The organism is Serratia sp. KH_031, from assembly GCF_057839655.1.
In genome coordinates this window covers 4,330,902-4,353,988 of record NZ_CM174496.1, presented here as the reverse complement: position 1 = coordinate 4,353,988, position 23,087 = coordinate 4,330,902, and the positions used below count along the sequence as shown (strand labels likewise).

20 protein-coding genes and 2 tRNA genes are annotated in these 23,087 nt (G+C 50.8%); 18 read left to right on the top strand and 4 right to left on the bottom strand.

Features of this window, described 5'->3' with window-relative positions; translation table 11 throughout:
* The first annotated feature begins 7 nt into the window (after positions 1–7).
* A complete protein-coding gene (gene cgtA / locus AC3ISQ_RS19620) occupies positions 8–1,183 on the top strand; it encodes an Obg family GTPase CgtA (protein WP_489349215.1) in 1,176 nt (391 codons plus the stop codon).
* A gap of 36 nt (positions 1,184–1,219) precedes the next feature.
* On the opposite strand, the gene pmrB is transcribed toward cgtA, so the two are convergent.
* From pmrB to dacB, 3 genes are read right to left on the bottom strand one after another with little or no spacing between them, the layout of a single operon-like run.
* On the bottom strand, positions 1,220–2,284 hold the full coding sequence (gene pmrB, locus AC3ISQ_RS19615; protein ID WP_489349214.1) for a two-component system sensor histidine kinase PmrB: 1,065 nt from the start codon (positions 2,282–2,284) through the stop codon (positions 1,220–1,222).
* The gene (gene pmrA, locus AC3ISQ_RS19610; protein ID WP_489349212.1) at positions 2,281–2,943 is read right to left on the bottom strand and encodes a two-component system response regulator PmrA; all 663 of its coding nucleotides are present in this window, start codon (positions 2,941–2,943) and stop codon (positions 2,281–2,283) included. Before pmrA ends, pmrB begins: the two co-directional genes overlap by 4 nt.
* An 8-nt stretch (positions 2,944–2,951) precedes the next feature.
* Complete coding sequence (dacB, locus tag AC3ISQ_RS19605; RefSeq protein ID WP_489349210.1) at positions 2,952–4,385, bottom strand: serine-type D-Ala-D-Ala carboxypeptidase; 1,434 nt, start codon at positions 4,383–4,385, stop codon at positions 2,952–2,954.
* Positions 4,386–4,641: 256 nt separating this feature from the next.
* Between dacB and greA the strand changes: the two genes are divergently transcribed.
* Complete coding sequence (gene greA / locus AC3ISQ_RS19600; protein ID WP_489353397.1) at positions 4,642–5,118, top strand: transcription elongation factor GreA; 477 nt, start codon at positions 4,642–4,644, stop codon at positions 5,116–5,118.
* A 114-nt stretch (positions 5,119–5,232) separates the two neighbouring features.
* Here the strand turns inward: greA and yhbY are convergent, their stop codons facing one another.
* Positions 5,233–5,526 (bottom strand): ribosome assembly RNA-binding protein YhbY, encoded by a 294-nt coding sequence (gene yhbY, locus AC3ISQ_RS19595; protein WP_489349209.1) that lies wholly within the window; start codon positions 5,524–5,526, stop codon positions 5,233–5,235.
* A gap of 136 nt (positions 5,527–5,662) precedes the next feature.
* Between yhbY and rlmE the strand changes: the two genes are divergently transcribed.
* From rlmE to nlpI, 16 genes are all read left to right on the top strand, one after another.
* Positions 5,663–6,292, top strand: a complete 630-nt coding sequence (gene rlmE, locus AC3ISQ_RS19590) for a 23S rRNA (uridine(2552)-2'-O)-methyltransferase RlmE (protein ID WP_489349207.1) — start codon at positions 5,663–5,665, stop codon at positions 6,290–6,292.
* 56 nt (positions 6,293–6,348) lie between these two features.
* Positions 6,349–8,280 (top strand): ATP-dependent zinc metalloprotease FtsH, encoded by a 1,932-nt coding sequence (gene ftsH, locus AC3ISQ_RS19585; RefSeq protein ID WP_489349205.1) that lies wholly within the window; start codon positions 6,349–6,351, stop codon positions 8,278–8,280.
* Between the two features lie 141 nt (positions 8,281–8,421).
* A complete protein-coding gene (locus tag AC3ISQ_RS19580) occupies positions 8,422–9,801 on the top strand; it encodes an IS4 family transposase (protein WP_489349203.1) in 1,380 nt (459 codons plus the stop codon).
* Positions 9,802–9,862: 61 nt separating this feature from the next.
* Positions 9,863–10,699: a dihydropteroate synthase gene (gene folP / locus AC3ISQ_RS19575; protein ID WP_489349201.1), complete on the top strand. Its 837-nt coding sequence runs from the start codon at positions 9,863–9,865 to the stop codon at positions 10,697–10,699.
* Positions 10,700–10,702: 3 nt separating this feature from the next.
* Entirely contained in the window at positions 10,703–12,040 is a 1,338-nt protein-coding gene (glmM, locus tag AC3ISQ_RS19570; protein ID WP_489349199.1) for a phosphoglucosamine mutase, read from the top strand.
* A gap of 245 nt (positions 12,041–12,285) precedes the next feature.
* Positions 12,286–12,621, top strand: a complete 336-nt coding sequence (gene secG, locus AC3ISQ_RS19565) for a preprotein translocase subunit SecG (RefSeq protein ID WP_489349197.1) — start codon at positions 12,286–12,288, stop codon at positions 12,619–12,621.
* 70 nt (positions 12,622–12,691) lie between these two features.
* Positions 12,692–12,778, top strand: a tRNA-Leu gene (locus tag AC3ISQ_RS19560).
* Positions 12,779–12,838: 60 nt separating this feature from the next.
* A tRNA-Met gene (locus AC3ISQ_RS19555) sits at positions 12,839–12,915 on the top strand.
* A gap of 216 nt (positions 12,916–13,131) precedes the next feature.
* Entirely contained in the window at positions 13,132–13,584 is a 453-nt protein-coding gene (rimP, locus tag AC3ISQ_RS19550; RefSeq protein ID WP_489349195.1) for a ribosome maturation factor RimP, read from the top strand.
* A 21-nt stretch (positions 13,585–13,605) separates the two neighbouring features.
* Positions 13,606–15,114, top strand: a complete 1,509-nt coding sequence (nusA, locus tag AC3ISQ_RS19545; protein ID WP_489349193.1) for a transcription termination factor NusA — start codon at positions 13,606–13,608, stop codon at positions 15,112–15,114.
* Between the two features lie 24 nt (positions 15,115–15,138).
* Positions 15,139–17,832: a translation initiation factor IF-2 gene (infB, locus tag AC3ISQ_RS19540; protein ID WP_489349191.1), complete on the top strand. Its 2,694-nt coding sequence runs from the start codon at positions 15,139–15,141 to the stop codon at positions 17,830–17,832.
* A gap of 77 nt (positions 17,833–17,909) precedes the next feature.
* Positions 17,910–18,320: a 30S ribosome-binding factor RbfA gene (gene rbfA, locus AC3ISQ_RS19535; protein WP_489349190.1), complete on the top strand. Its 411-nt coding sequence runs from the start codon at positions 17,910–17,912 to the stop codon at positions 18,318–18,320.
* Positions 18,320–19,264 (top strand): tRNA pseudouridine(55) synthase TruB, encoded by a 945-nt coding sequence (gene truB / locus AC3ISQ_RS19530; RefSeq protein WP_489349189.1) that lies wholly within the window; start codon positions 18,320–18,322, stop codon positions 19,262–19,264. Before rbfA ends, truB begins: the two co-directional genes overlap by 1 nt.
* Before the next feature lie 124 nt (positions 19,265–19,388).
* Positions 19,389–19,658: a 30S ribosomal protein S15 gene (gene rpsO / locus AC3ISQ_RS19525; RefSeq protein ID WP_012004950.1), complete on the top strand. Its 270-nt coding sequence runs from the start codon at positions 19,389–19,391 to the stop codon at positions 19,656–19,658.
* Positions 19,659–19,912: 254 nt separating this feature from the next.
* Positions 19,913–22,030 carry a polyribonucleotide nucleotidyltransferase gene (pnp, locus tag AC3ISQ_RS19520; protein WP_489349187.1) on the top strand — a complete coding sequence of 706 codons (2,118 nt, stop codon included), beginning with the start codon at positions 19,913–19,915 and terminating at the stop codon, positions 22,028–22,030.
* A gap of 129 nt (positions 22,031–22,159) precedes the next feature.
* Positions 22,160–23,044 carry a lipoprotein NlpI gene (gene nlpI, locus AC3ISQ_RS19515; RefSeq protein WP_489349185.1) on the top strand — a complete coding sequence of 295 codons (885 nt, stop codon included), beginning with the start codon at positions 22,160–22,162 and terminating at the stop codon, positions 23,042–23,044.
* Positions 23,045–23,087 lie beyond the last annotated feature (43 nt).

Genomic DNA, 23,087 nt, shown 5'->3' with positions numbered 1-23,087 from the left:
ACGGTAAATGAAGTTTGTAGATGAAGCAGCGATCTTGGTCGTTGCAGGTGACGGCGGTAATGGTTGCGTGAGCTTCCGCCGCGAAAAATATATCCCGAATGGTGGCCCGGACGGCGGTGACGGTGGCGACGGCGGTGATGTATACCTGCTGGCAGATGAAAACCTGAACACCCTGATCGATTACCGTTTTGAGAAATCTTTCCGCGCCGAACGTGGTCAGAATGGTCAGAGCCGAGATTGTACCGGTAAGCGCGGTAAAGACATCATCATCAAAGTACCTGTGGGTACTCGAGTGAAGGATCAGGGTACTGGCGAGATCCTCGGTGATATGACTCGTCATACCCAAAAATTGATGGTTGCCAAAGGCGGCTGGCATGGTTTGGGTAACACCCGTTTCAAATCGTCGGTGAACCGTGCTCCACGTCAAAAGACACTGGGTACCAAAGGGGAAGAGCGCGACATTCTGCTGGAACTGTTGTTGTTGGCAGACGTGGGGATGTTGGGCTTACCGAACGCCGGTAAATCCACCTTTATCCGCGCAGTGTCCGCTGCTAAGCCAAAGGTTGCCGATTATCCATTTACCACGCTGGTGCCAAGCTTAGGCGTCGTGCGTATGGATCACGAAAAAAGCTTCGTGGTGGCCGATATTCCTGGTTTGATCGAAGGGGCTTCCGAAGGTGCCGGTCTGGGTATTCGCTTCCTGAAACACTTGGAACGCTGCCGCGTACTGCTGCATTTGGTCGATATTGCGCCGATCGATGAGTCTGATCCGGTAGAAAACGCCAAAGTCATCATCAACGAGTTGAATCAATACAGCGAAAATCTGGCTCAGAAGCCGCGTTGGCTGGTGTTTAACAAAGTTGACCTACTGGATGAAGAAGAAGCCGCTGAGCGTGCTAAAGCGATTGTAGAAGGTATGGGCTGGGATGGTAAGTACTACATGATCTCCGCCGCCAATCGCGATGGTGTTAACGCACTGTGCTGGGACGTGATGAACTTCATTGATAGCCAACCGAAAGCGATGGCAATCGAAGAAAGTGCTCCTGAAAAAGTGGAGTTCATGTGGGATGACTACCATCGTGAGCAACTTGCGGAAGTGGAAACTGAAGCAGAAGACGACGATTGGGATGATGACTGGGACGAAGAGGACGACGAAGGCGTCGAAATCATTTACCAGAAATAAAGCGCTAAGGCTCGGCATTCGTCGAGCCTTGTTTTTTTAATGAGTTAACACCTTGTTCGGCAACCAGCACTGGGCATTTAGGCCGCTAGTATCCTGACGATTCTCTAGTACTAGTCGTCCTTGGTGCAGTTGTACAATGCGGATCACGATATTCAGCCCCAATCCGCTGCCCCCATAGCGTTGATCCATCCGGCGAAAAGCTTGGGTAATTTCCCCAACCATTTTTTCTTTGATCCCCGGACCTTCATCAATCACCTGCAATAACTGTCCGTTATCCTGTGGTGCCAATTGTATACGGATGGTGCTGCCTTGTGGGCTGTAGCGATGAGCATTCTCCACTAAATTGCGTAGTAACAAGCGTAGTAGCACCGGATCACCACTGGTTTGCGCCGTTGCCGGCAATTGCCAATGCAGTGTTTGCTGACGCTGTTCTAGCATTTCATCCAATTCTTCACGCAGAGGTTCGATTACGTTAGCGACCCAATCGAACTGCTGATAATGACCGCTGGCAAAATCTTGCCCGGCGCGTGACAGCATCAGTAATTGCTCCACGGTATGCATCAGTTGATCGATGCGAACAATTAGCGATGTACTTTCTTTTACCCCTTGTTGCTCCAGTAGCTCAAGATGCAAACGAATGCCTGCTAGCGGTGTACGCAGTTCGTGGGCAGCATCGGCGGTAAATAATCGCTCTTGCTGAATGGTGTGATCCAAGCGGGAGAACAATTGGTTCATTGCAGTGGTGACGGCCACCATCTCGCTACTGTCATTGGCGACTGGCAGCGGTGTCAGGTTGTCCGCTGAACGTCTTTCCAATCTTTCTTGCAGTTGGTTAAGTGGACGAATAATCCAGCTAATAGCCCAAAATGAAGCCAGTAACGTGACGATCATCATGATCAGAGAAGGTGCCAGCAGTGAGGCTATTGCCTCAGCAATTTCGCTATCGACACGTTCGTTACGAACTTTGGCTGACAGCGTTTCATCGACTAAAAAACCAATTTGCTCTTGGCTCTCATGCCATAACCAAAACGCACTGATAAGTTGGGTGACGAGTAAAATCAATGCCAGCATCAACAGCAGGCGACGACGCATACTGATCATAGTAATGGCTCCAGACGATAGCCAATGCCGCGTATGGTACGGATGCGATCTTTACCGAGCTTACGACGCAGGTTATGCATGTGAACTTCCAATGTATTGGAGCCCAGATCATCATTCCAAGCGTAGAGATCTTGTTGTAGTAACTCGCGATTGACCGTTTGACCTGCTCGCATCATCAAGCGCGACAGAATGGCAAACTCCTTGGGTGTGACTTCTACCAGGTGATCTTGTAGATAAACCTGCTGGCTGGAAAGGTTAAGCGTCAGATCACCTTGTTGCAGCAAGTTATCACTGTGGCCTTGATAGCGCCGAATCAGCGCCCGTGCTCGCGCCTGTAATTCCACTAAGGCGAAAGGTTTGATCAGATAATCATCAGCACCAGCATCCAGCCCATCGACGCGATCTTCTAGGGCATCGCGGGCAGTAAGGATCAGCACCGGTAGGTCGATCTGCTGACGACGCCACTGTCGCAACAAGCTGGCGCCGTCTTGATCTGGCAGACCGAGATCGAGGATCACTAAACTGTATTGGCTGGTGACGATCAATCCATTGGCTTCCGCTGCCGTAGCAGCACAATCACAGGCATAGCCTTCAGCGGCTAATGCCTTTGCCAGTCCTTGTTGTAGCAATTCATCGTCTTCAACAATCAACAGCTTCATGGCGATCCTCAGTTGTTTTGGTAAATATCCTTATACAGACGACTTTCGAAACGCGCCAAAGGGGCTCGACGTTGTTTCTGATCTTCTGGTGGAACGGCATAACCCGATAGGAATTGCACAAAGGCATAACGTTGACCGCTGGCAGTGGTGATGAAACCAGCCAAGTTGTAAACGCCCTGCAACGCCCCGGTTTTAGCGGAAACTTTGCCGTCGACGCCAGCTTCATGCAACCCGGCGCGGTATTGCAGTGTGCCATCGTGACCGGCCAGCGGCAGCATTGAAATGAAGTTCAGTTCGTTGTCATGCTGAGCGATATATTGCAGCGCCTGCATCATCGTTGCTGGCGACAGCAGGTTATGACGTGATAAGCCTGAACCATCCACCACGATACTGTTGCCTAAATCGACGCCAGCTTTCTGACGTAGCACTTGCCGTACGGCATCTGCCCCTGCACGCCAAGTACCTGGAACGCCGAAACGTTCATGGCCGATGGTGCGGAACACAGCATCGGCAATCATGTTGTCGGACTTTTTCAGCATGATTTTCAGTAGGTCATGCAACGGGGCCGATTGCGTTTGGGCAATCACCGTACCTGCCATGCCTGGTTGGGTTTGGCGTTTCAGGTTACCGTTGATCTTGATATCAGCCTGTTTTAGTTCGTCTTTTAGGATCGCACCAGCATAGCTGGCTCCATCCTGAATGGCGAACGCCAATGGCAGTGGTTCGCTACGTTGCGTCAGGCAGCCCGTCAGCGTAAAGCGGTTTAACTCGCCCGGAACGACGTCCAGTTCACAATATTGAGCATCAGGCGAACCTTTTGCCAAGGTGCGCACTTGGCTGAACATATTGACTGGGTAGTAAGAAGCCACGCGGATAAATGCCATTTCTCCCGGTGTCGGCGAACTGTACAACGAAACTGAGAAACAGTTGCGATCGACAATCGCCGCAGCTGGAGGGGCGCTGAAGCACTGGGTCATGTCGTTCCATACCCAACCCGGTGCTTTGTCGTGGCTGGCGAACACGGAGGTGTCGACCAATACATCGCCACTAATTTCGCGAACCCCTTGCTTTTTCAACACCGCCACCATATTACGCAAGCTTTGGCGCTTAAAGGTGGGATCGCCGCTGAAACGAGCGATCAAATTGCCATGCAGCACGCCATCCGTGATGTTGCCTTGGCTCTCTAAAGTGGTGGTGAAACGATAATCGGGGCCGAGCTGTAACAAGGCCGCCAGCGCGGTCAGCACCTTTTGGGTACTGGCTGGTAGGGCCATTTGCTGAGCGTGATAATCGATGGTCGGCGTAGGTGCGCCGATCTTCTGAACTACCAGGGCAAGGTTGGCCCCATCAGGCAAATATTGTGTGTAATCTTCAACCGGGGCGGCTTGGGCCGTTAAAACAAACGCACAGGCCAATGCACTGACAATTCGTGAAAAACGCATAATCTCGGGATAACAGCTGGATAACGTGCCGTCATACTACGGTGCATTGATAGAAAAAGTAAACGATGACCCTAAAGGAACTCTAGGCTAAAATGCATATCAAAATGCAAAACAGATCCTGGCTTGGAAATTTTCCGAGTTAGGGTTCTTTTATTTATCGCCTGGAAGCGGCGGGCTGAGAGCCAGCGTGTTTTCTACAAACACATCAGGACGACGGCTATTTGAACAGGATAGATTTAGAGGTATAGAACATATGTTGCAACCAATTCCGATGACCTTGTTTGGCGCAGAGCAACTGCGTAAAGAACTCGAATTTTTAAAAACTGAGCGCCGTCCGAAAATCATTGCGGATATCGCTGATGCACGCGAACACGGCGATCTGAAAGAGAACGCCGAATACCACGCAGCCCGTGAGCAACAAGGGTTCTGCGAAGGGCGTATTCAAGAAATCGAAGCTAAATTATCTAACGCACAGGTGATTGATATCACCAAAATGCCAAATACGGGCCGCGTGATTTTTGGTACTACGGTATCGATAATGAACGTAGAGACTGAAGAAGAAGTAACCTACCGCATTGTGGGTGACGACGAAGCCGACTTTAAGAAGAATCTGATCTCGGTCAACTCCCCAATGGCCCGCGGCTTGATCGGTAAAGAACAAGACGACGTCGTTGTCATCAAAACGCCAGGTGGCGACGTAGAATATGAAATCCTGAAGGTTGAATACCTCTAAACCTCTTAAACTGGTCAGAAGTTCACCAGGGTTTTGTAAAGAAAAGAAAAAGGCCGCATGGCGGCCTTTTATCTGCATCAGGTGCATGGCACCTTTTCGTTAAAATGACAGTGATTAACGCGGTAGACTGATCTTGCGCTCTTTAGAAGGGCGGTAAAGAATAAGAGTGCTACCGATAACTTGCACGTTGCAGGCTTTGGTTTCGCGCACAATAGCGTCGGCAATCAGCGTCTTGGTCTCACGATCTTCAGCGGCGATCTTTACTTTGATCAACTCATGGTGTTCCAGAGCTTGCTCAATTTCAGCCAGCACCCCTTCGGTGAGACCGTTATTACCCAGCATGACAACCGGTTTCAACGGATGCGCCAGGCCTTTCAGGTGCTGTTTTTGCTTGTTATTCAGATTCATTGTCTTTTTTGCTTAAGTTGGGATTGAAAACGGTTCATTCTACCGCCATCTCATGGTTATCACCAAATCGGCGTTTGTCGAGTGTGGTTGCCAGAGCCTGACATTAAGACTCTTTTTATGATAGTTGGAAAACAAGATGGCTAATAAAAAGCGTTCGGCCAGTTCCAGTCGCTGGTTACAAGAACACTTTAGCGATAAATATGTACAGCAAGCGCAGAAAAAAGGGCTGCGTTCGCGTGCCTGGTTTAAACTTGATGAAATACAGCAAGGCGATAAGCTGTTTAAACCGGGAATGACCGTGGTTGATCTGGGCGCAGCGCCTGGTGGTTGGTCACAGTACGTCGTTACCCAAATTGGCGGCAAAGGGCGTATTATCGCCTGTGATATTTTACCAATGGATCCCATCGTTGGTGTCGATTTCCTTCAGGGCGATTTTCGTGATGAACTGGTGTTAAAAGCACTGTTGGAACGAGTTGGTGAAAGTAAGGTTCAGGTGGTCATGTCTGACATGGCGCCGAATATGAGTGGCACCCCGGCAGTCGATATACCAAAATCGATGTATTTGGTGGAGTTAGCACTGGATATGTGCCGAGATGTTCTCGCGCCAGGAGGAAGTTTCTTGGTGAAAGTGTTCCAAGGGGATGGTTTTGACGAGTACCTACGGGAAATTCGGTCCCTGTTTACGAAGGTTAAGATTCGTAAGCCAGACGCTTCGCGGGCACGTTCACGCGAAGTGTACATTGTAGCGACAGGGCGCAAACTGTAGTACCCTAACGCTGTTTGTTAACACAGTTGTAATATGAGGTTAATCCCTTGAGTGACATGGCGAAAAACCTAATTCTCTGGTTAGTCATCGCAGTTGTGCTGATGTCTGTATTCCAGAGCTTTGGGCCCAGCGAGTCAAATGGCCGTAGGGTGGATTACTCTACCTTCATGTCTGAACTGACCCAAGATCAGATCCGTGAAGCACGCATTAATGGGCGTGAAATCAACGTTGTCAAAAAAGACAGTAATAAATACACAACTTACATCCCGGTTAACGATCCTAAGTTGTTGGATACGTTGTTGACCAAGAATGTGAAAGTGGTCGGTGAGCCGCCGGAAGAGCCGAGCTTGCTGGCCTCTATCTTTATTTCGTGGTTCCCGATGCTGCTCTTGATCGGGGTTTGGATCTTCTTCATGCGGCAGATGCAGGGCGGCGGCGGCAAGGGTGCGATGTCCTTCGGCAAGAGCAAGGCTCGTATGCTGACAGAAGACCAAATCAAAACCACCTTTGCTGACGTTGCAGGTTGTGACGAAGCAAAAGAAGAAGTGAGCGAACTGGTAGATTACCTGCGCGAGCCGAGCCGTTTCCAGAAGTTGGGCGGTAAGATCCCGAAAGGCGTGTTGATGGTGGGTCCTCCGGGTACCGGTAAAACCTTGCTGGCGAAAGCCATCGCGGGTGAAGCCAAGGTGCCATTCTTCACCATTTCCGGTTCTGACTTCGTAGAAATGTTCGTCGGTGTGGGTGCATCTCGTGTGCGTGACATGTTCGAACAAGCGAAAAAAGCGGCTCCGTGCATCATCTTCATCGATGAAATCGACGCCGTTGGCCGTCAGCGTGGCGCTGGGCTGGGTGGTGGTCATGATGAACGTGAACAGACACTGAACCAGATGTTGGTTGAGATGGATGGTTTCGAAGGTAACGAAGGTATCATCGTTATCGCTGCAACCAACCGTCCAGACGTACTTGACCCCGCGTTGCTGCGTCCAGGTCGTTTCGACCGTCAAGTGGTTGTTGGCTTGCCAGACGTTCGTGGTCGTGAGCAGATCTTGAAGGTGCACTCACGCCGCGTGCCACTGGCTCCAGATGTTGATGCTTCGGTACTTGCACGTGGTACTCCTGGCTTCTCCGGTGCTGACTTGGCTAACTTGGTCAACGAAGCCGCACTGTTTGCTGCCCGCGGCAACAAACGTGTGGTGTCGATGGTTGAGTTCGAAAAAGCCAAAGACAAGATCATGATGGGTGCGGAACGTCGCTCAATGGTCATGACCGAAGAGCAGAAAGAATCGACCGCTTACCACGAAGCAGGCCACGCGATCATCGGTCGCTTGGTGCCAGAGCATGATCCGGTACACAAGGTAACGATTATCCCACGCGGTCGTGCGTTGGGTGTGACCTTCTTCTTACCGGAAGGCGATCAGATCAGCGCCAGCCGACAGAAGCTGGAAAGCCAAATCTCCACGCTGTACGGTGGTCGTTTGGCAGAAGAGATTATTTACGGGGTAGAGAAAGTGTCTACTGGTGCGTCGAACGACATCAAAGTCGCGACCAATCTTGCGCGTAACATGGTGACCCAATGGGGCTTCTCCGAGAAGCTGGGGCCATTGCTGTATGCGGAAGAAGAGGGCGAAGTGTTCTTGGGGCGTTCTGTTGCTAAGGCAAAACACATGTCTGACGAAACTGCACGTATCATTGACCAAGAAGTTAAGTTACTGATCGAACGTAACTATACTCGTGCGCGTACGTTGTTGATGGAAAATGTGGACATCTTGCATTCAATGAAAGATGCCCTGATGAAGTATGAAACCATCGACGCACCGCAGATTGACGATCTGATGAGCCGTAAAGATGTGCGTCCGCCAGCGGGTTGGGATGACAACAACAAAGGCAGCAGCTCCGATAGTGGTAGTAACACGCCTCCGGCAGCAACGCAGGCTGAAGAGCCGCGAACGCCGAACCCAGGCAGCATGTCCGAACAGCTCGACAAGTAAACTCGACTGTGTGATAACATGAAACCCCGGCTTGTCCCTGTCTTTCATACACAAATCCCTCGATGAGAATCGAGGGATTTTTTTGAATCTTTGTCTGCATTGTCGATCTCAATATCAAACAATCAATTGAGATGACGTATTATGTTTTTAACGGATACGGAACAATGGGCAAAAGAAACTTTTTCACGTGCTGAATTGGGGGATAGTCGGCGGACAAAACGACTGATTAGCATCACTTCTTCCCTTGCCAGCCACATAGGGCAATCACTTGTGCAATCACTGAAAACGTCGGCGGAGATCGAGGCGGCTTATCGTTTTACTCGTAACTCGTCTATTGAAGCTGAAGCGATTTCTGCTGCCGGTTTTGCGGCGACGGTTGAACAGTCTAAATCTTATGACAGTTTGCTTGCATTGGAAGATACCACCTCGTTGGACTTTACTCATCGGACGGTCAGAGATGAAATGGGGTATACCACCAACAGTAAAAATGCCAAAGGAATGCATGCCCATTCAGTCTTGCTTTTTGCCCCCAGAGAAGAGCATGTCGTTGGTTTGATTGAACAACAACGTTGGACAAGGAATATCAATCAGTATGGTAAGAAAGGTCAACGTGCTTGCCGAGACTATGTGAACAAGGAAAGTTATAAGTGGGAAAGTGCCTCCCGGGCGATGGAGAAACGACTGGGTTCTGCTGGGATGGAAAAGGTTATCTCGGTCTGTGATCGTGAAGCCGATATTATTGAGTATCTGACGTATAAAACGGTGAATCATCAACGCTTTATTGTTCGTTCTATGCAAAGCCGTTGTGTAGAGGAAAGTTCGGACAAACTTTATCAATTTAGCGGCACCTTACAATCAGCAGACAAAAGAAAGGTTCAGGTAAAACAAAAAGGGGGACGAAAGGCTCGTGAAGTTATCTGCGATGTGCGCTACGCGCAGGTAACCGTCAAAATACCGGCCAATAAGCAAGGTGAGTCGGTACCGCTGTATTATGTGGGTTGTCAGGAAATCGGGGATGATAACGCCTTGAACTGGCATATTCTGACATCAGAGCCGATAAACAATCGGGCGGATGCACAACGTATTTTGGATTATTATGAAAAGCGCTGGCTGATTGAGGAATTCCATAAAGCGTGGAAAAGTGGGGGGACACAAGTAGAAGCGCTGCGAATGCAAAGTAAGGACAATCTGGAAAAGATGGTCGTCATCCTAGCGTTTATTGCAGTACGTGTTCATCAGTTACGCTATCTTGGACTCAACAGGGAAGAAGCGGAAAAACAGAGTTGTGAGATGCTCCTCAGTCCCCTGGCGTGGAAGTTGTTGTGGTCAAAACAAGAGAAAAAGCCCTTACCGAAGAAGGTGCCGAGTGCTTACTGGGCCTATATTAACCTAGGAAAACTTGCGGGTTGGTATGACTCGAAACGCAATGGTCGAGTTGGATGGGAAAGATTATGGGAGGGATGGTTCATGTTGCAAACCATCCTTGAAGGTTACCTGTTAGCCAAGTCTTTTGACCTGTGAAAAGTGATCAAGAGACAGGGCTTGTCCGGGGTTTTTTTCATTAAGGGGAAACAGATTTATTATGCAGTTAACCGTGCGCGACATGACCCTTGATCTGCGTTATCCGCAGGTGATGGGTATCCTCAATGTGACTCCAGATTCATTTTCAGACGGCGGCCGTCATAACAAACTACATGACGCCTTATTGCACGCTCATGCGTTGATCTCTGCCGGAGCAACGATGATCGATATTGGCGGCGAATCGACCCGCCCAGGTGCCGCTGAAGTTAGTGAAGAAGACGAACTGGAACGTGTCGTACCGGTGGTTGAAGCCATTGCACAGCGGTTTGAAGTTTTTATTTCGGTTGATACTTCAAAGGCGGCAGTGATCCGTGAATCTGCCACCGCTGGCGCGCATTTGATCAATGATGTGCGTTCATTACAGGAGCCGGGAGCGCTGCAAGCGGTTGTTGAGAGTGAATTACCGGTATGTTTGATGCACATGCTGGGCGAACCGCGCACTATGCAACAGGCTCCGCATTACGACGATCTGATCGGCGATGTGAATACTTTTTTCCAGCACCATATCGATCGTTGTATTGCCGCGGGGATAACAAAACAAAAATTGTTGCTCGACCCCGGCTTTGGTTTCGGTAAGAATCTGACGCATAATTATCAGCTGTTGGCGCGGCTGTCAGAGTTTCATCACTTCGGATTGCCCCTATTAGTGGGGATGTCGCGTAAGTCGATGGTTGGACAATTGCTGAACGTGCCGCCGGAGCAGCGGTTGATCGGCAGTGTGGCTTGTGCGGTGATTGCCGCAATGCAGGGCGCACAGATAGTCAGAGTGCATGACGTAAAAGAAACCGTCGAGGCGATGCGTGTCGTCGAGGCAACACTTTCAGCGAAGGGACAGTGAGAAATGAGCGAGCGTAAATATTTTGGTACCGATGGCATCCGTGGCAAAGTCGGTGATAGCCCGATTACTCCGGATTTCGTCCTCAAGCTTGGCTGGGCTGCAGGGAAAGTGCTGGCACGCCACGGCTCTCGCAAAATCATTATTGGTAAGGACACCCGTATTTCCGGCTACATGTTGGAGTCTGCGTTAGAAGCCGGTTTGGCTGCTGCCGGGCTATCAGCTTCATTCACCGGCCCAATGCCAACGCCAGCCGTTGCCTATTTGACCCGGACTTTCCGTGCTGAAGCGGGCATTGTGATTTCTGCATCTCACAACCCGTTTTACGACAACGGCATCAAATTTTTCTCTATCGACGGTGCTAAGTTGCCGGATGACGTAGAAGAAGCGATTGAAGCCGAAATGGAAAAACCGCTGACCTGCGTGGAATCCGCAGAGTTGGGGAAAGCCAGTCGTATTATTGATGCAGCTGGCCGTTACATCGAATTCTGTAAAGGGACATTCCCAAGCGAATTGAGCCTGAAAGGGCTGAAAATCGTGGTGGACTGTGCCAACGGTGCAACCTATCACATTGCTCCAAGCGTGCTACGTGAACTGGGTGCGACCGTGATTGCCATTGGCGTTGAGCCAGACGGCATGAACATCAACGAAAAATGCGGCGCTACCGATGTTCGCCAATTGCAAGAACGCGTGCTGGCAGAGAAAGCTCACGTCGGTTTGGCATTTGATGGCGACGGTGACCGCGTGATGATGGTTGACCATTTGGGTAACAAAGTTGATGGTGACCAAATTTTGTACATCATCGCTCGTGAAGGCCTACGTCAAGGGCAATTGCGCGGTGGTGCTGTCGGTACATTGATGAGCAACATGGGGCTGGAGCTGGCGCTGAAACAGCTCGGTATTCCTTTTGCTCGTGCCAAAGTGGGCGACCGTTACGTGTTGGAAAAACTGCAAGAGTTGGGTTGGCGCATCGGTGCAGAGAACTCTGGTCACGTGATCTTGTTGGATAAAACGACTACGGGGGACGGTATTGTCGCTGGTTTGCAGGTCGTGACGGCGATGGTGCGTAATAATATGACTTTGCACGATTTGTGCAGCGGCATGAAGTTGTTACCACAAATCCTGGTTAACGTGCGCTTCACCGGGGAACATAACCCGTTGGAATCTGAAGAAGTACGTAAAGTGACGGAACAGGTAGAAGTCGAGTTGGCTGGCCGTGGTCGCGTACTGTTGCGTAAATCGGGCACCGAACCGCTGATTCGCGTGATGGTCGAAGGTGAAGACGAAAAACAAGTCAATGCCTTGGCACACCGTATTGCCGATGCGGTGAAATCAGCGGGTTAATCTTCGATTGTGAATAGGGTTTTGCTCAGACAAAGCCCTATTAATCACAGTTAGCGCACTTTATTGACGTTTTTTTCCTCAAACGCACAGGCGATGCTAAATTGCCCTTGCGTGGTTTGGTGGCTTTGGTTAGTATTCACACCCGCTTCAGTGGGTAGTTGGTAAACTCTCACCGCTTGTTAGAAAAGCATGAGAAGCGAGAAGCATTTGGCACGCGGTATAACCGCAAGGATACAGGTACGATTATGTACGAAGCTCTTCTGGTAATTTTCTTGCTGATTTCAATCGGGCTTGTTGCTCTGATTATGCTGCAGCAAGGTAAAGGCGCTGATATGGGAGCCTCATTCGGAGCAGGTGCTTCTGGCACATTGTTCGGTTCGAGTGGTTCCGGTAACTTCATGACCCGCATGACAGCTGTTTTGGCGACTCTGTTTTTCGTCATCAGTCTGATCTTGGGCAACCTGAGCAGCAACCAGACCAAGAAAGGCAGCGAGTGGGAAAACCTCGGTCAGCCAGTGAAAACTGAGCAGACTACTGCACCGGCAGCACCAGCCAAGCCGAGCAGCGATATCCCGCAGTAACCGAAGCCTGAAAAGTTTGTAAGCGGTTGTTAGCTAAAATTAAAAACAGCCGCTAGCAGTAAAAATCAGTACCGAGGTGGTGGAATTGGTAGACACGCTACCTTGAGGTGGTAGTGCCCTAACGGGCTTGTGGGTTCGAGTCCCATCCTCGGTACCAAATCCCAGAGATAACTTGCAATTTTGCGATTATCAGCGTAGTATTTGCCACGTTTTCGGACGCGGGGTGGAGCAGCCTGGTAGCTCGTCGGGCTCATAACCCGAAGGTCGTCGGTTCAAATCCGGCCCCCGCAACCACTTTCCTGTAAGTGTTTATTTTCAAATAAACTTTTCGATTGAATCCGTTTTTCTCGATCAACATTTGAAAAAGATACTTGCTAGGAAGTTGTACCGAAGCCGCCTAGCGGTAAACAGGGTCCAGTTGCACAAAGCCCCGATTTTTCGGGGTTTTTTGTTATTTGGCAACAGAATCACTGGGCTATTAAGCCCTTTTTTTATGTCTTGGGGGTGGGCTTGTCCACATTAGAACAAAAATTAACAGAGATGCTTTCCGCACCGGTAGAGGCGTTGGGCTTTGAGCTTGTAGGCATCGAATTTATTCGTGCGCGCCAATCGACACTACGCATCTATATTGATAGTGAGAACGGAATCAATGTTGATGATTGTGCTGATGTCAGCCACCAGGCCAGTGCTGTATTGGACGTCGAAGATCCGGTAGCAGTTGCTTACAACTTGGAAGTCTCCTCTCCTGGCCTTGATCGCCCGATGTTCACCGCTGAGCACTATGCTCGTTTCCTCGGTGAAGAAGTCAGCGTGGTTCTGCGCATGGCGATACAAAACCGCCGCAAATGGCAAGGCATTATCAAGTCTGTCGACGGCGAAATGATCACGGTTACTGTGGATGGGAAAGATGAAGTGTTCGCCTTGAGCAATATCCAGAAAGCGAACCTGGTACCCCACTTTTAAAATTTGGATGAGGCAACTCGGATGAATAAAGAGATTCTGGCCGTCGTTGAGGCTGTTTCCAATGAGAAATCCCTTCCGCGCGAGAAGATTTTTGAAGCGCTGGAAACCGCACTAGCCACCGCAACCAAGAAGAAATATGAGCAGGAAATCGACGTGCGTGTCAGCATTGACCGCAAAACCGGCGATTTCGACACCTTCCGTCGTTGGGTTGCAGTAGACGAAGTCACTATGCCAACACGTGAAATCACGTTGGAAGCGGCTCAATACGAAGAACCTGGCATCGAACTGGGCGGTTATATCGAAGATCAGATTGAATCTGTGACCTTTGACCGTATCACCACCCAGACCGCTAAACAGGTTATCGTGCAGAAAGTGCGTGAAGCCGAGCGCGCGATGGTGGTGGACGCTTTCCGTGAACATGAAGGCGAAATCGTGACTGGTACGGTGAAAAAAGTTAACCGTGACAGTATCGCACTGGATTTGGGGGGGAACGCCGAAGCGGTGATTGGTCGTGAAGACATGCTGCCGCGCGAAAACTTCCGTCCAGGCGACCGTATCCGTGGTGTACTGTACGCAGTGCGTCCAGAAGCACGCGGTGCTCAGCTGTTCGTCAGTCGTTCCAGCCCAGATATGCTGAAAGAGCTGTTCCGCATTGAAGTGCCGGAAATTGGCGAAGAAGTTATTGAAATTAAAGCGGCAGCCCGCGATCCAGGCTCCCGTGCGAAAATTGCAGTAAAAACCAACGACAAACGTATCGACCCCGTCGGCGCTTGCGTAGGTATGCGCGGTGCACGCGTTCAGGCTGTTTCTAGCGAACTGGGCGGCGAACGTATCGACATCATCCTGTGGGATGACAACCCGGCGCAGTTCGTTATCAACGCGATGGCACCAGCTGATGTTGCCTCGATCGTGGTTGACGAAGATAACTGCACCATGGACATTGCCGTTGAAGCCAGCAACCTGGCACAGGCAATCGGCCGTAATGGCCAAAACGTGCGTTTGGCTTCCCAGTTGTTGAAACAACATCGCGATGACACGCGCTGGGAACTGAACGTGATGACGGCGGATGATCTGCAAGCCAAGCATCAGGCTGAAGCTCATGCCGCTATTGATACCTTCACCAAGTATCTTGATATCGACGAAGATTTCGCCACTGTACTGGTCGAAGAAGGCTTTTCTACTTTGGAAGAACTGGCTTACGTGCCAATCAAAGAGTTGCTGGAAATCGATGGTCTGGATGAAGATACGGTTGAAGCGTTGCGCGATCGCGCCAAAGCTGCATTGACCACGCTGGCCCTGGCTCAGGAAGAAAGCCTGGGTGACCAGAAACCTGCTGATGATTTGCTCAACCTCGAAGGGTTGGAACGCAGCATGGCCTTCAAACTGGCCGCGCGTGGGGTTTGTACGCTGGAAGATCTTGCCGAGCAGGGTGTTGACGATCTGGCTGATATTGAAGGGCTTAGCGACGAGCAGGCCGGCGAGCTGATTATGGCCGCACGTAATATCTGTTGGTTTGGCGACAACGCGTAATAAACTGTAGCAGGAAGGAACAGCATGACGACAGATGTAACCGTAAAATCGCTGGCAGCAGAGATTCAAACCCCGGTTGATCGCCTGGTACAGCAGTTTGCTGATGCAGGGATCAACAAGGCTGAGTCAGACACTGTAACCCAGCAAGAAAAAGAAACTTTATTGGCGCACCTGAACCGTGAACACGGCAGCGCGCCAGGTAAACTGACGCTGCAACGCAAAACGCGTAGCACCCTGAATATTCCGAGCACCGGCGGGAAGAGTAAATCGGTGCAAATTGAAGTCCGCAAGAAACGCACTTATGTAAATCGCGATACGTCAGAAGCCCAACAGGCTGAAGCGGCAGAGCAGGCACAGCGTGAAGCGGAAGAGCAGGCACGGCGCGAAGTGGAAGAGCTAGCGAAACGCGAAGCAGAAGCGAAGCGCGCAGCCGAAGAGCAAGCCAAACGTGAGGCCGCAGAAATTGCTAAGCGTAATTCAGCGGAAAAAGAAAAAGTGACGAATCAACATACCAACGAAATGACCAAGCCAGCTCAGGCAGAAAAAGCACGCCGTGAAGCCGAAGCCGCTGAACTGAAACGTAAAGCGGAAGAAGAAGTGCGTCGTAAAGTAGAAGAAGATGCCAAACGCGTAGCGGAAGAAGCGCGCCGCATGGCAGAAGAGAAAGGCGAAGAATGGGCTGCCGCCGAGAAAGCGAGTGCAGCCGTTGAAACCGCCGATTACCACGTGACTACCTCTCAGCACGCCCGTGCAGCTGAAGACGAAAACGACGCTAAAGTTGAAGGCGAACGCCGCAGTCGTACCCGAGGTGGTAAAGCGACCAAGCAGAAGAAAGGCAACAAGCTTTCCGAGTCTAAAGCAGACCGTGAAGAAGCGCGTGCCGTTACCCGTGGCGGTAAAGGTAAGCGTAAGCCAAGCACTCTGCAACAGGGCTTCAACAAGCCGGCTCAGGTGGTTAACCGTGACGTTATTATCGGCGAAACCATCACCGTAGCCGAACTGGCTAACAAGATGGCGGTAAAAGGCTCTCAGGTCATCAAAGCGATGATGAAGTTGGGCGCAATGGCCACCATCAACCAGGTCATCGACCAGGAAACCGCGCAACTGGTTGCCGAAGAGATGGGCCACAAAGTTATCCTGCGTCGTGAGAACGAACTGGAAGAAGCGCTGATGAGCGATCGTGACACCGGTGCAGAGGCGGCCGCTGAGCCACGTGCGCCAGTTGTTACCATCATGGGGCACGTTGACCACGGTAAAACCTCATTGCTCGACTACATCCGCTCCACGAAAGTGGCATCGGGTGAGGCTGGCGGTATTACCCAGCACATCGGTGCTTACCACGTTGAAACCGACAGTGGCATGATCACCTTCCTAGATACCCCAGGCCACGCAGCCTTTACTTCAATGCGTGCTCGTGGTGCTAAGGCGACTGATATCGTGGTTCTGGTGGTTGCAGCCGACGATGGCGTAATGCCACAGACTATCGAAGCTATCCAACACGCCAAAGCAGCACAGGTACCGTTGGTGGTTGCAGTGAACAAGATCGACAAGCCAGAAGCTGATCCAGACCGCGTTAAGCAAGAACTGTCCCAGTACGGCGTTATGCCAGAAGAGTGGGGCGGTGAAGCTCAATTCGTTCACGTATCTGCTAAAGCGGGTACCGGTATCGACGAACTGTTGAACGCTATCCTGTTGCAGGCTGAAGTTCTGGAACTGAAAGCGGTTCGTAGCGGTATGGCGAGCGGCGTTGTGATCGAATCCTTCTTGGATAAAGGCCGTGGCCCAGTGGCGACTGTTCTGGTTCAAGAAGGTACGTTGAACAAAGGCGACATCGTACTTTGCGGCTTCGAATATGGCCGCGTGCGTGCGATGCGTGATGAACTGGGTCGCGAAGTGACCTCTGCCGGTCCTTCTATCCCTGTTGAGATTCTGGGACTGTCCAGCGTTCCAGCCGCCGGTGATGAAGCGACTGTCGTGCGTGACGAGAAGAAAGCGCGTGAAGTTGCGCTGTACCGTCAAGGTAAGTTCCGCGAAGTTAAACTGGCGCGTCAGCAGAAATCTAAACTGGAAAACATGTTCTCCAACATGACTGACGGCGAAGTTTCTGAACTGAACATCGTACTGAAATCCGACGTACAGGGTTCTTGTGAAGCGATTTGTGATTCACTGCTGAAACTCTCTACCGATGAAGTGAAAGTGAAGATTGTTGGTTCTGGCGTAGGTGGTATCACCGAAACCGACGCCACGCTGGCTGCTGCTTCTAACGCTATCATCCTAGGATTCAACGTTCGTGCCGATGCGTCTGCGCGCCGCGTGATCGAAGCAGAAAGCTTGGATCTGCGTTACTACTCCGTGATCTATAACTTGATCGACGAAGTGAAGCAGGCGATGAGCGGTATGTTGGCTCCTGAATACAAACAGCAAATCATCGGTTTGGCCGAAGTGCGCGATGTATTCAAATCACCTAAGTTTGGTGCTGTTGCAGGCTGTATGGTCACCGAAGGGACGATCAAACGTCACAACCCAATCCGTGTACTGCGCGACAACGTGGTTATCTATGAAGGTGAGCTGGAATCCCTGCGCCGCTTCAAAGATGACGTCAACGAAGTTCGTAACGGTATGGAATGTGGTATCGGCGTTAAGAACTACAACGATGTTCGCGTTGGCGATATGATCGAAGTGTTCGAAATCATCGAGATCCAACGTACCATTGCTTAATAGCCGTATAAGTTAACGGTTGTTCGGGGGGCTTATACCTTAGGTATGCGCCCCCCGATTTGTCTGGAGAGATTAAAATGGCAAAAGAATTTAGCCGCGGTCAGCGCGTGGCACAAGAAATGCAAAAAGAGATCGCAATCATCCTGCAGCGTGAAGTTAAAGATCCGCGTGTTGGTATGGCGACCGTTTCTGGCGTAGAAGTTTCGCGTGATCTGGCATATGCCAAGGTTTACGTCACCTTTCTGAACGTATTGACCGAAAACGCCGATCCGAATTTGGTACCTAACGGCATCAAAGCCTTGCAGGATGCTTCTGGTTACATCCGCACTCTGTTGGGTAAGGCGATGCGCCTGCGTGTGGTACCGGAACTGACCTTCGCTTACGACAATTCACTGGTTGAAGGCATGCGTATGTCTAACCTGGTGACTAACGTGGTGAAAAACGACGCTGAACGTCGTAGTGCATCAGGCGATGACGAGGAGGCTTAATGAGTCGCCCTCGCCGTCGTGGCCGTGACATCCACGGCGTGCTGTTGTTGGATAAGCCGCAAGTTTTGTCGTCCAACGATGCACTGCAAAAAGTAAAACGCCTCTACAACGCCAACCGTGCCGGGCACACTGGTGCGCTTGATCCCTTGGCGACCGGCATGCTGCCGATTTGTCTTGGCGAAGCGACCAAGTTCTCGCAATTCTTGCTCGACTCCGACAAACGTTACCGCGTGATTGCCAAACTTGGGCAGCGTACCGATACCTCGGATGCCGATGGGCAGATCGTGCAAGAACGTCCGGTGAACTTTACCCAAGTGCAGCTCGACGCCGCCTTGGAAACCTTCCGCGGTGATATTCAGCAAATTCCATCAATGTATTCCGCTCTGAAATATCAGGGTAAGAAACTGTATGAGTATGCGCGCCAAGGTATTGAAGTGCCACGTGAAGCACGTGCAATCACTGTGTATGAATTGCAGTTTATCCGCTGGGAAGGGGATAAACTGGAGCTGGAAATCCATTGTTCCAAAGGCACCTATATCCGCACCATTACCGACGACCTCGGTGAGTTATTGGACTGCGGCGCGCACGTGATTTATCTACGTCGTCTGCAAGTGGCCAAATACCCAATTGAACGGATGGTGACGTTGGAGCAACTGAACGCATTGTTGGAACAGGCACAAGCGGAGGGCATTGACCCAAGTGAACTGCTCGATCCGTTGTTGATGCCAATGGACAGCCCGTGCGAGGACTTCCCGGAAGTCAATTTGTTGCCTGCTGTTGCTGGTTACGTCAAGCAAGGGCAGCCGGTGCAAGCCGCGGGCGCTCCAGCCTCTGGCATGGTGCGCATCACCGAAGGTGAAGAACGCAAATTTATTGGTGTTGGCACCATTGCTGATGACGGTCGCGTGGCACCAAAACGCTTGGTCGTTGAGTATTTTGATTAATTGGTGAAAAACGCCTCACCTTGCGATCGTATTGCGCTAAGAGTAGAATGGCGCAGCTTATGCATTGGGTTGCTGAATTAGAGATCGGCACCCGTCTTTTTTATCTATAATCTGGAGTATGACAATGTCTCTAAGTGTTGAAGCTAAAGCTAAAATCGTAGCTGATTTCGGTCGTGGTACTAACGACAGCGGTTCTTCCGAAGTTCAGGTTGCCCTGTTGACTGCGCAGATCAACCATCTGCAAGGCCACTTCTCTGAGCACAAAAAAGATCACCACAGCCGTCGTGGTCTGCTGCGTATGGTTTCTCAGCGTCGTAAGCTGCTGGACTACCTGAAGCGTAAAGATGTAGCACGTTACACCAGCCTGATCGAGCGTCTGGGTCTGCGTCGCTAATCTAGCGAGTTTCAGTGGAAAGGGGCCTATTTTGGCCCCTTTCTTCTAGGAAGCATAAGCAAATCAGGTTAATGTTATACTGATGCTTTCAAATAGGATCTTTCGTTACAGAGGTTCGCGCGGCTAATGAGAGGCTTTATCTCTGGATTAAGATGAAGATTGTCATTAGTCGCGAGGATGTAGTGTGAGATCAGTGAATCACTGGCGTGTCGAGTCGTCATTACGATTGCGCGCTATCAATTAAGGATTAAATTTTGCTGACACCGATCATTCGCAAATTCCAATATGGCCAACATACCGTCACTATTGAGACGGGTATGATGGCTCGTCAAGCCACTGCTGCCGTTATGGTGAGCATGGATGACACCGCGGTATTCGTTACCGTTGTAGGCCAGAAAAAAGCCAAACCGGGCCAGAGCTTCTTCCCTCTGACCGTAAACTATCAGGAGCGTACTTACGCTGCTGGCCGTATTCCAGGCAGCTTCTTCCGTCGTGAAGGCCGCCCAAGTGAAGGTGAGACTCTGACTTCTCGCCTGATCGACCGTCCGATTCGTCCACTGTTTCCGGACAGCTTCCTGAACGAAGTTCAGGTTATCGCCACCGTTGTTTCTGTTAACCCGCAAGTAAACCCGGACATCGTTGCGATGATCGGTGCTTCTGCAGCTCTGAGCCTGTCCGGTATTCCGTTCAATGGCCCAATCGGTGCCGCACGCGTGGGTTACGTTAATGATCAATACGTACTGAACCCAACCGTAGACGAGCTGAAAGAAAGCCGTCTGGATCTGGTGGTTGCGGGTACTGCAGGTGCGGTACTGATGGTTGAATCCGAAGCTGACATCCTGAGCGAAGATCAGATGCTGGGTGCGGTTGTCTTCGGTCATGACCAACAGCAAGTGGTTATTGATAACATCAACGCTCTGGTTGCCGAAGCAGGCAAACCTAAGTGGGATTGGCAGCCTGCGGCAGTGAACGAAGCTCTGCACGCACGTGTAGCTGCTCTGGCAGAAAGCCGTCTGGGCGATGCTTACCATATCACCGAAAAACAAGAGCGTTATGCTCAAGTTGACGCGATCAAAGGCAGTGTAGTTGAAGCTCTGCTGGCTGAAGACGAAACTCTGGACGCTAGCGAAATTCAGGACATCCTAGGTACCGTTGAGAAAAACGTTGTACGTAGCCGTGTTCTGCGTGGCGAACCGCGTATCGATGGTCGTGAGAAAGACATGATCCGTGGTCTGGACGTGCGCACTGGCGTATTGCCACGTACTCACGGTTCTTCTCTGTTCACCCGTGGTGAAACTCAGGCGCTGGTGACTGCAACTCTGGGTACTGCCCGTGACGCGCAGAACATCGACGAACTGATGGGTGAGAAGACTGACAGCTTCCTGTTCCACTACAACTTCCCTCCATACTCTGTGGGTGAAACCGGGATGGTTGGTTCGCCAAAACGTCGTGAAATTGGTCACGGTCGTCTGGCAAAACGCGGTGTGTTGGCAGTAATGCCAAAAGGTGACGAGTTCCCGTACACCGTGCGTGTGGTTTCTGAAATCACTGAATCAAACGGTTCTTCTTCCATGGCTTCCGTCTGTGGTGCTTCTTTAGCACTGATGGACGCAGGTGTACCGATCAAAGCAGCCGTTGCGGGTATCGCGATGGGTCTGGTGAAAGAAGACAACAACTTTGTCGTTCTATCTGACATTCTGGGTGACGAAGATCACCTGGGTGACATGGACTTCAAAGTAGCCGGTAGCCGTGAAGGTATCACCGCGCTGCAAATGGACATCAAAATCGAAGGTATTACCCGCGAAATCATGCAGGTTGCACTGAATCAAGCCAAAGGTGCGCGTTTGCACATTCTGGGTGTGATGGAGCAGGCAATCAGTACTCCGCGTGGCGATATCTCCGAGTTCGCACCACGTATCCACACCATCAAGATCAATCCAGACAAAATCAAGGATGTGATCGGTAAAGGTGGTGCAGTGATCCGTGCGCTGACTGAAGAGACTGGCACTACCATTGAAATCGAAGATGATGGTACAGTGAAAATTGCTGCGACCGATGGCGACAAAGCAAAACACGCTATCCGTCGTATCGAAGAGATCACTGCTGAGATTGAAGTTGGTCGTGTATACCAAGGTAAAGTGACCCGTATCGTTGACTTCGGTGCCTTCGTGGCTATCGGCGGCGGTAAAGAAGGTCTGGTTCACATCTCTCAAATCGCTGACAAGCGCGTTGAGAAAGTGACTGATTATCTGCAAATGGGTCAGGAAGTACCCGTTAAGGTACTGGAAGTTGATCGTCAGGGCCGTGTACGCCTGAGCATCAAAGAAGCAACAGCTCCAGAAGCTGCGGCTCCTGCACCTGAAGCAGAGTAACTGTAAACACAGTTTTACAGCTCCCCGCCATGAGGTTGGGAGCTGTTCGTATAGCGCGGGTAGGATGCTCGCGTATTTAGCAAGCGGAGGACAGGACGTTCACCCAATGTTTGTCTTCGGGAGTGGGAAATGAAGCCTTTCTTGCGCTGGTGTTACGTTGCGACAGCACTCATGCTGGCAGGATGCAGCAACCATGATTGGCGTAAAGACGAAGTTCTGGCTATCCCGTTGCAGCCAACTCTGCAGCAGGAAGTGATCTTGGCGCGCATGGAACAAATACTTGCCAGCCGGGCACTGACGGACGATGAGCGTGCGCAGCTTTTATATGAGCGCGGTGTGCTGTATGATAGCCTCGGGCTACGTGCACTAGCGCGCAACGATTTTTCGCAAGCGCTGGCAATACGTCCTGATATGCCGGAAGTTTTCAACTACCTGGGCATTTACTTAACGCAGGCAGGCAATTTTGATGCTGCCTATGAAGCGTTTGATTCGGTACTAGAGCTTGATCCAACTTACAATTACGCGCGTTTAAATCGGGGCATCGCACTGTATTATGGCGGTCGCTACCCATTAGCGCAGGATGATCTGCTGGCGTTTTATCAAGACGACCCAAACGATCCCTTCCGTTCGTTATGGCTGTACCTTGTGGAGAGAGAAATTGATCCCAAGAAAGCCGTTGTTTCGCTAGAACAGCGTTACGACAAGTCGGACAGAGGGCAATGGGGATGGAATATTGTCGAATTCTACCTGGGCAAAATCAGCGAAAAAACGCTGATGGAACGCCTCAAGGCAGATGCAACGGATAACACTTCGCTCGCTGAGCATCTCAGTGAAACTGACTTCTATTTAGGTAAACATTACCTAAGTCTGGGGGACACGAACACCGCCTTGGCGATGTTCAAACTGACGGTCGCTAACAACGTTCATAATTTTGTTGAGCACCGCTATGCATTGTTGGAATTGGCGCTGTTGGGCCAAGAACAAGACGACCTATCGGAATCGGACCAGCAATAGCTGACGAACATTTAGCTTGGTAGACATGGTGTAACAACCAGAG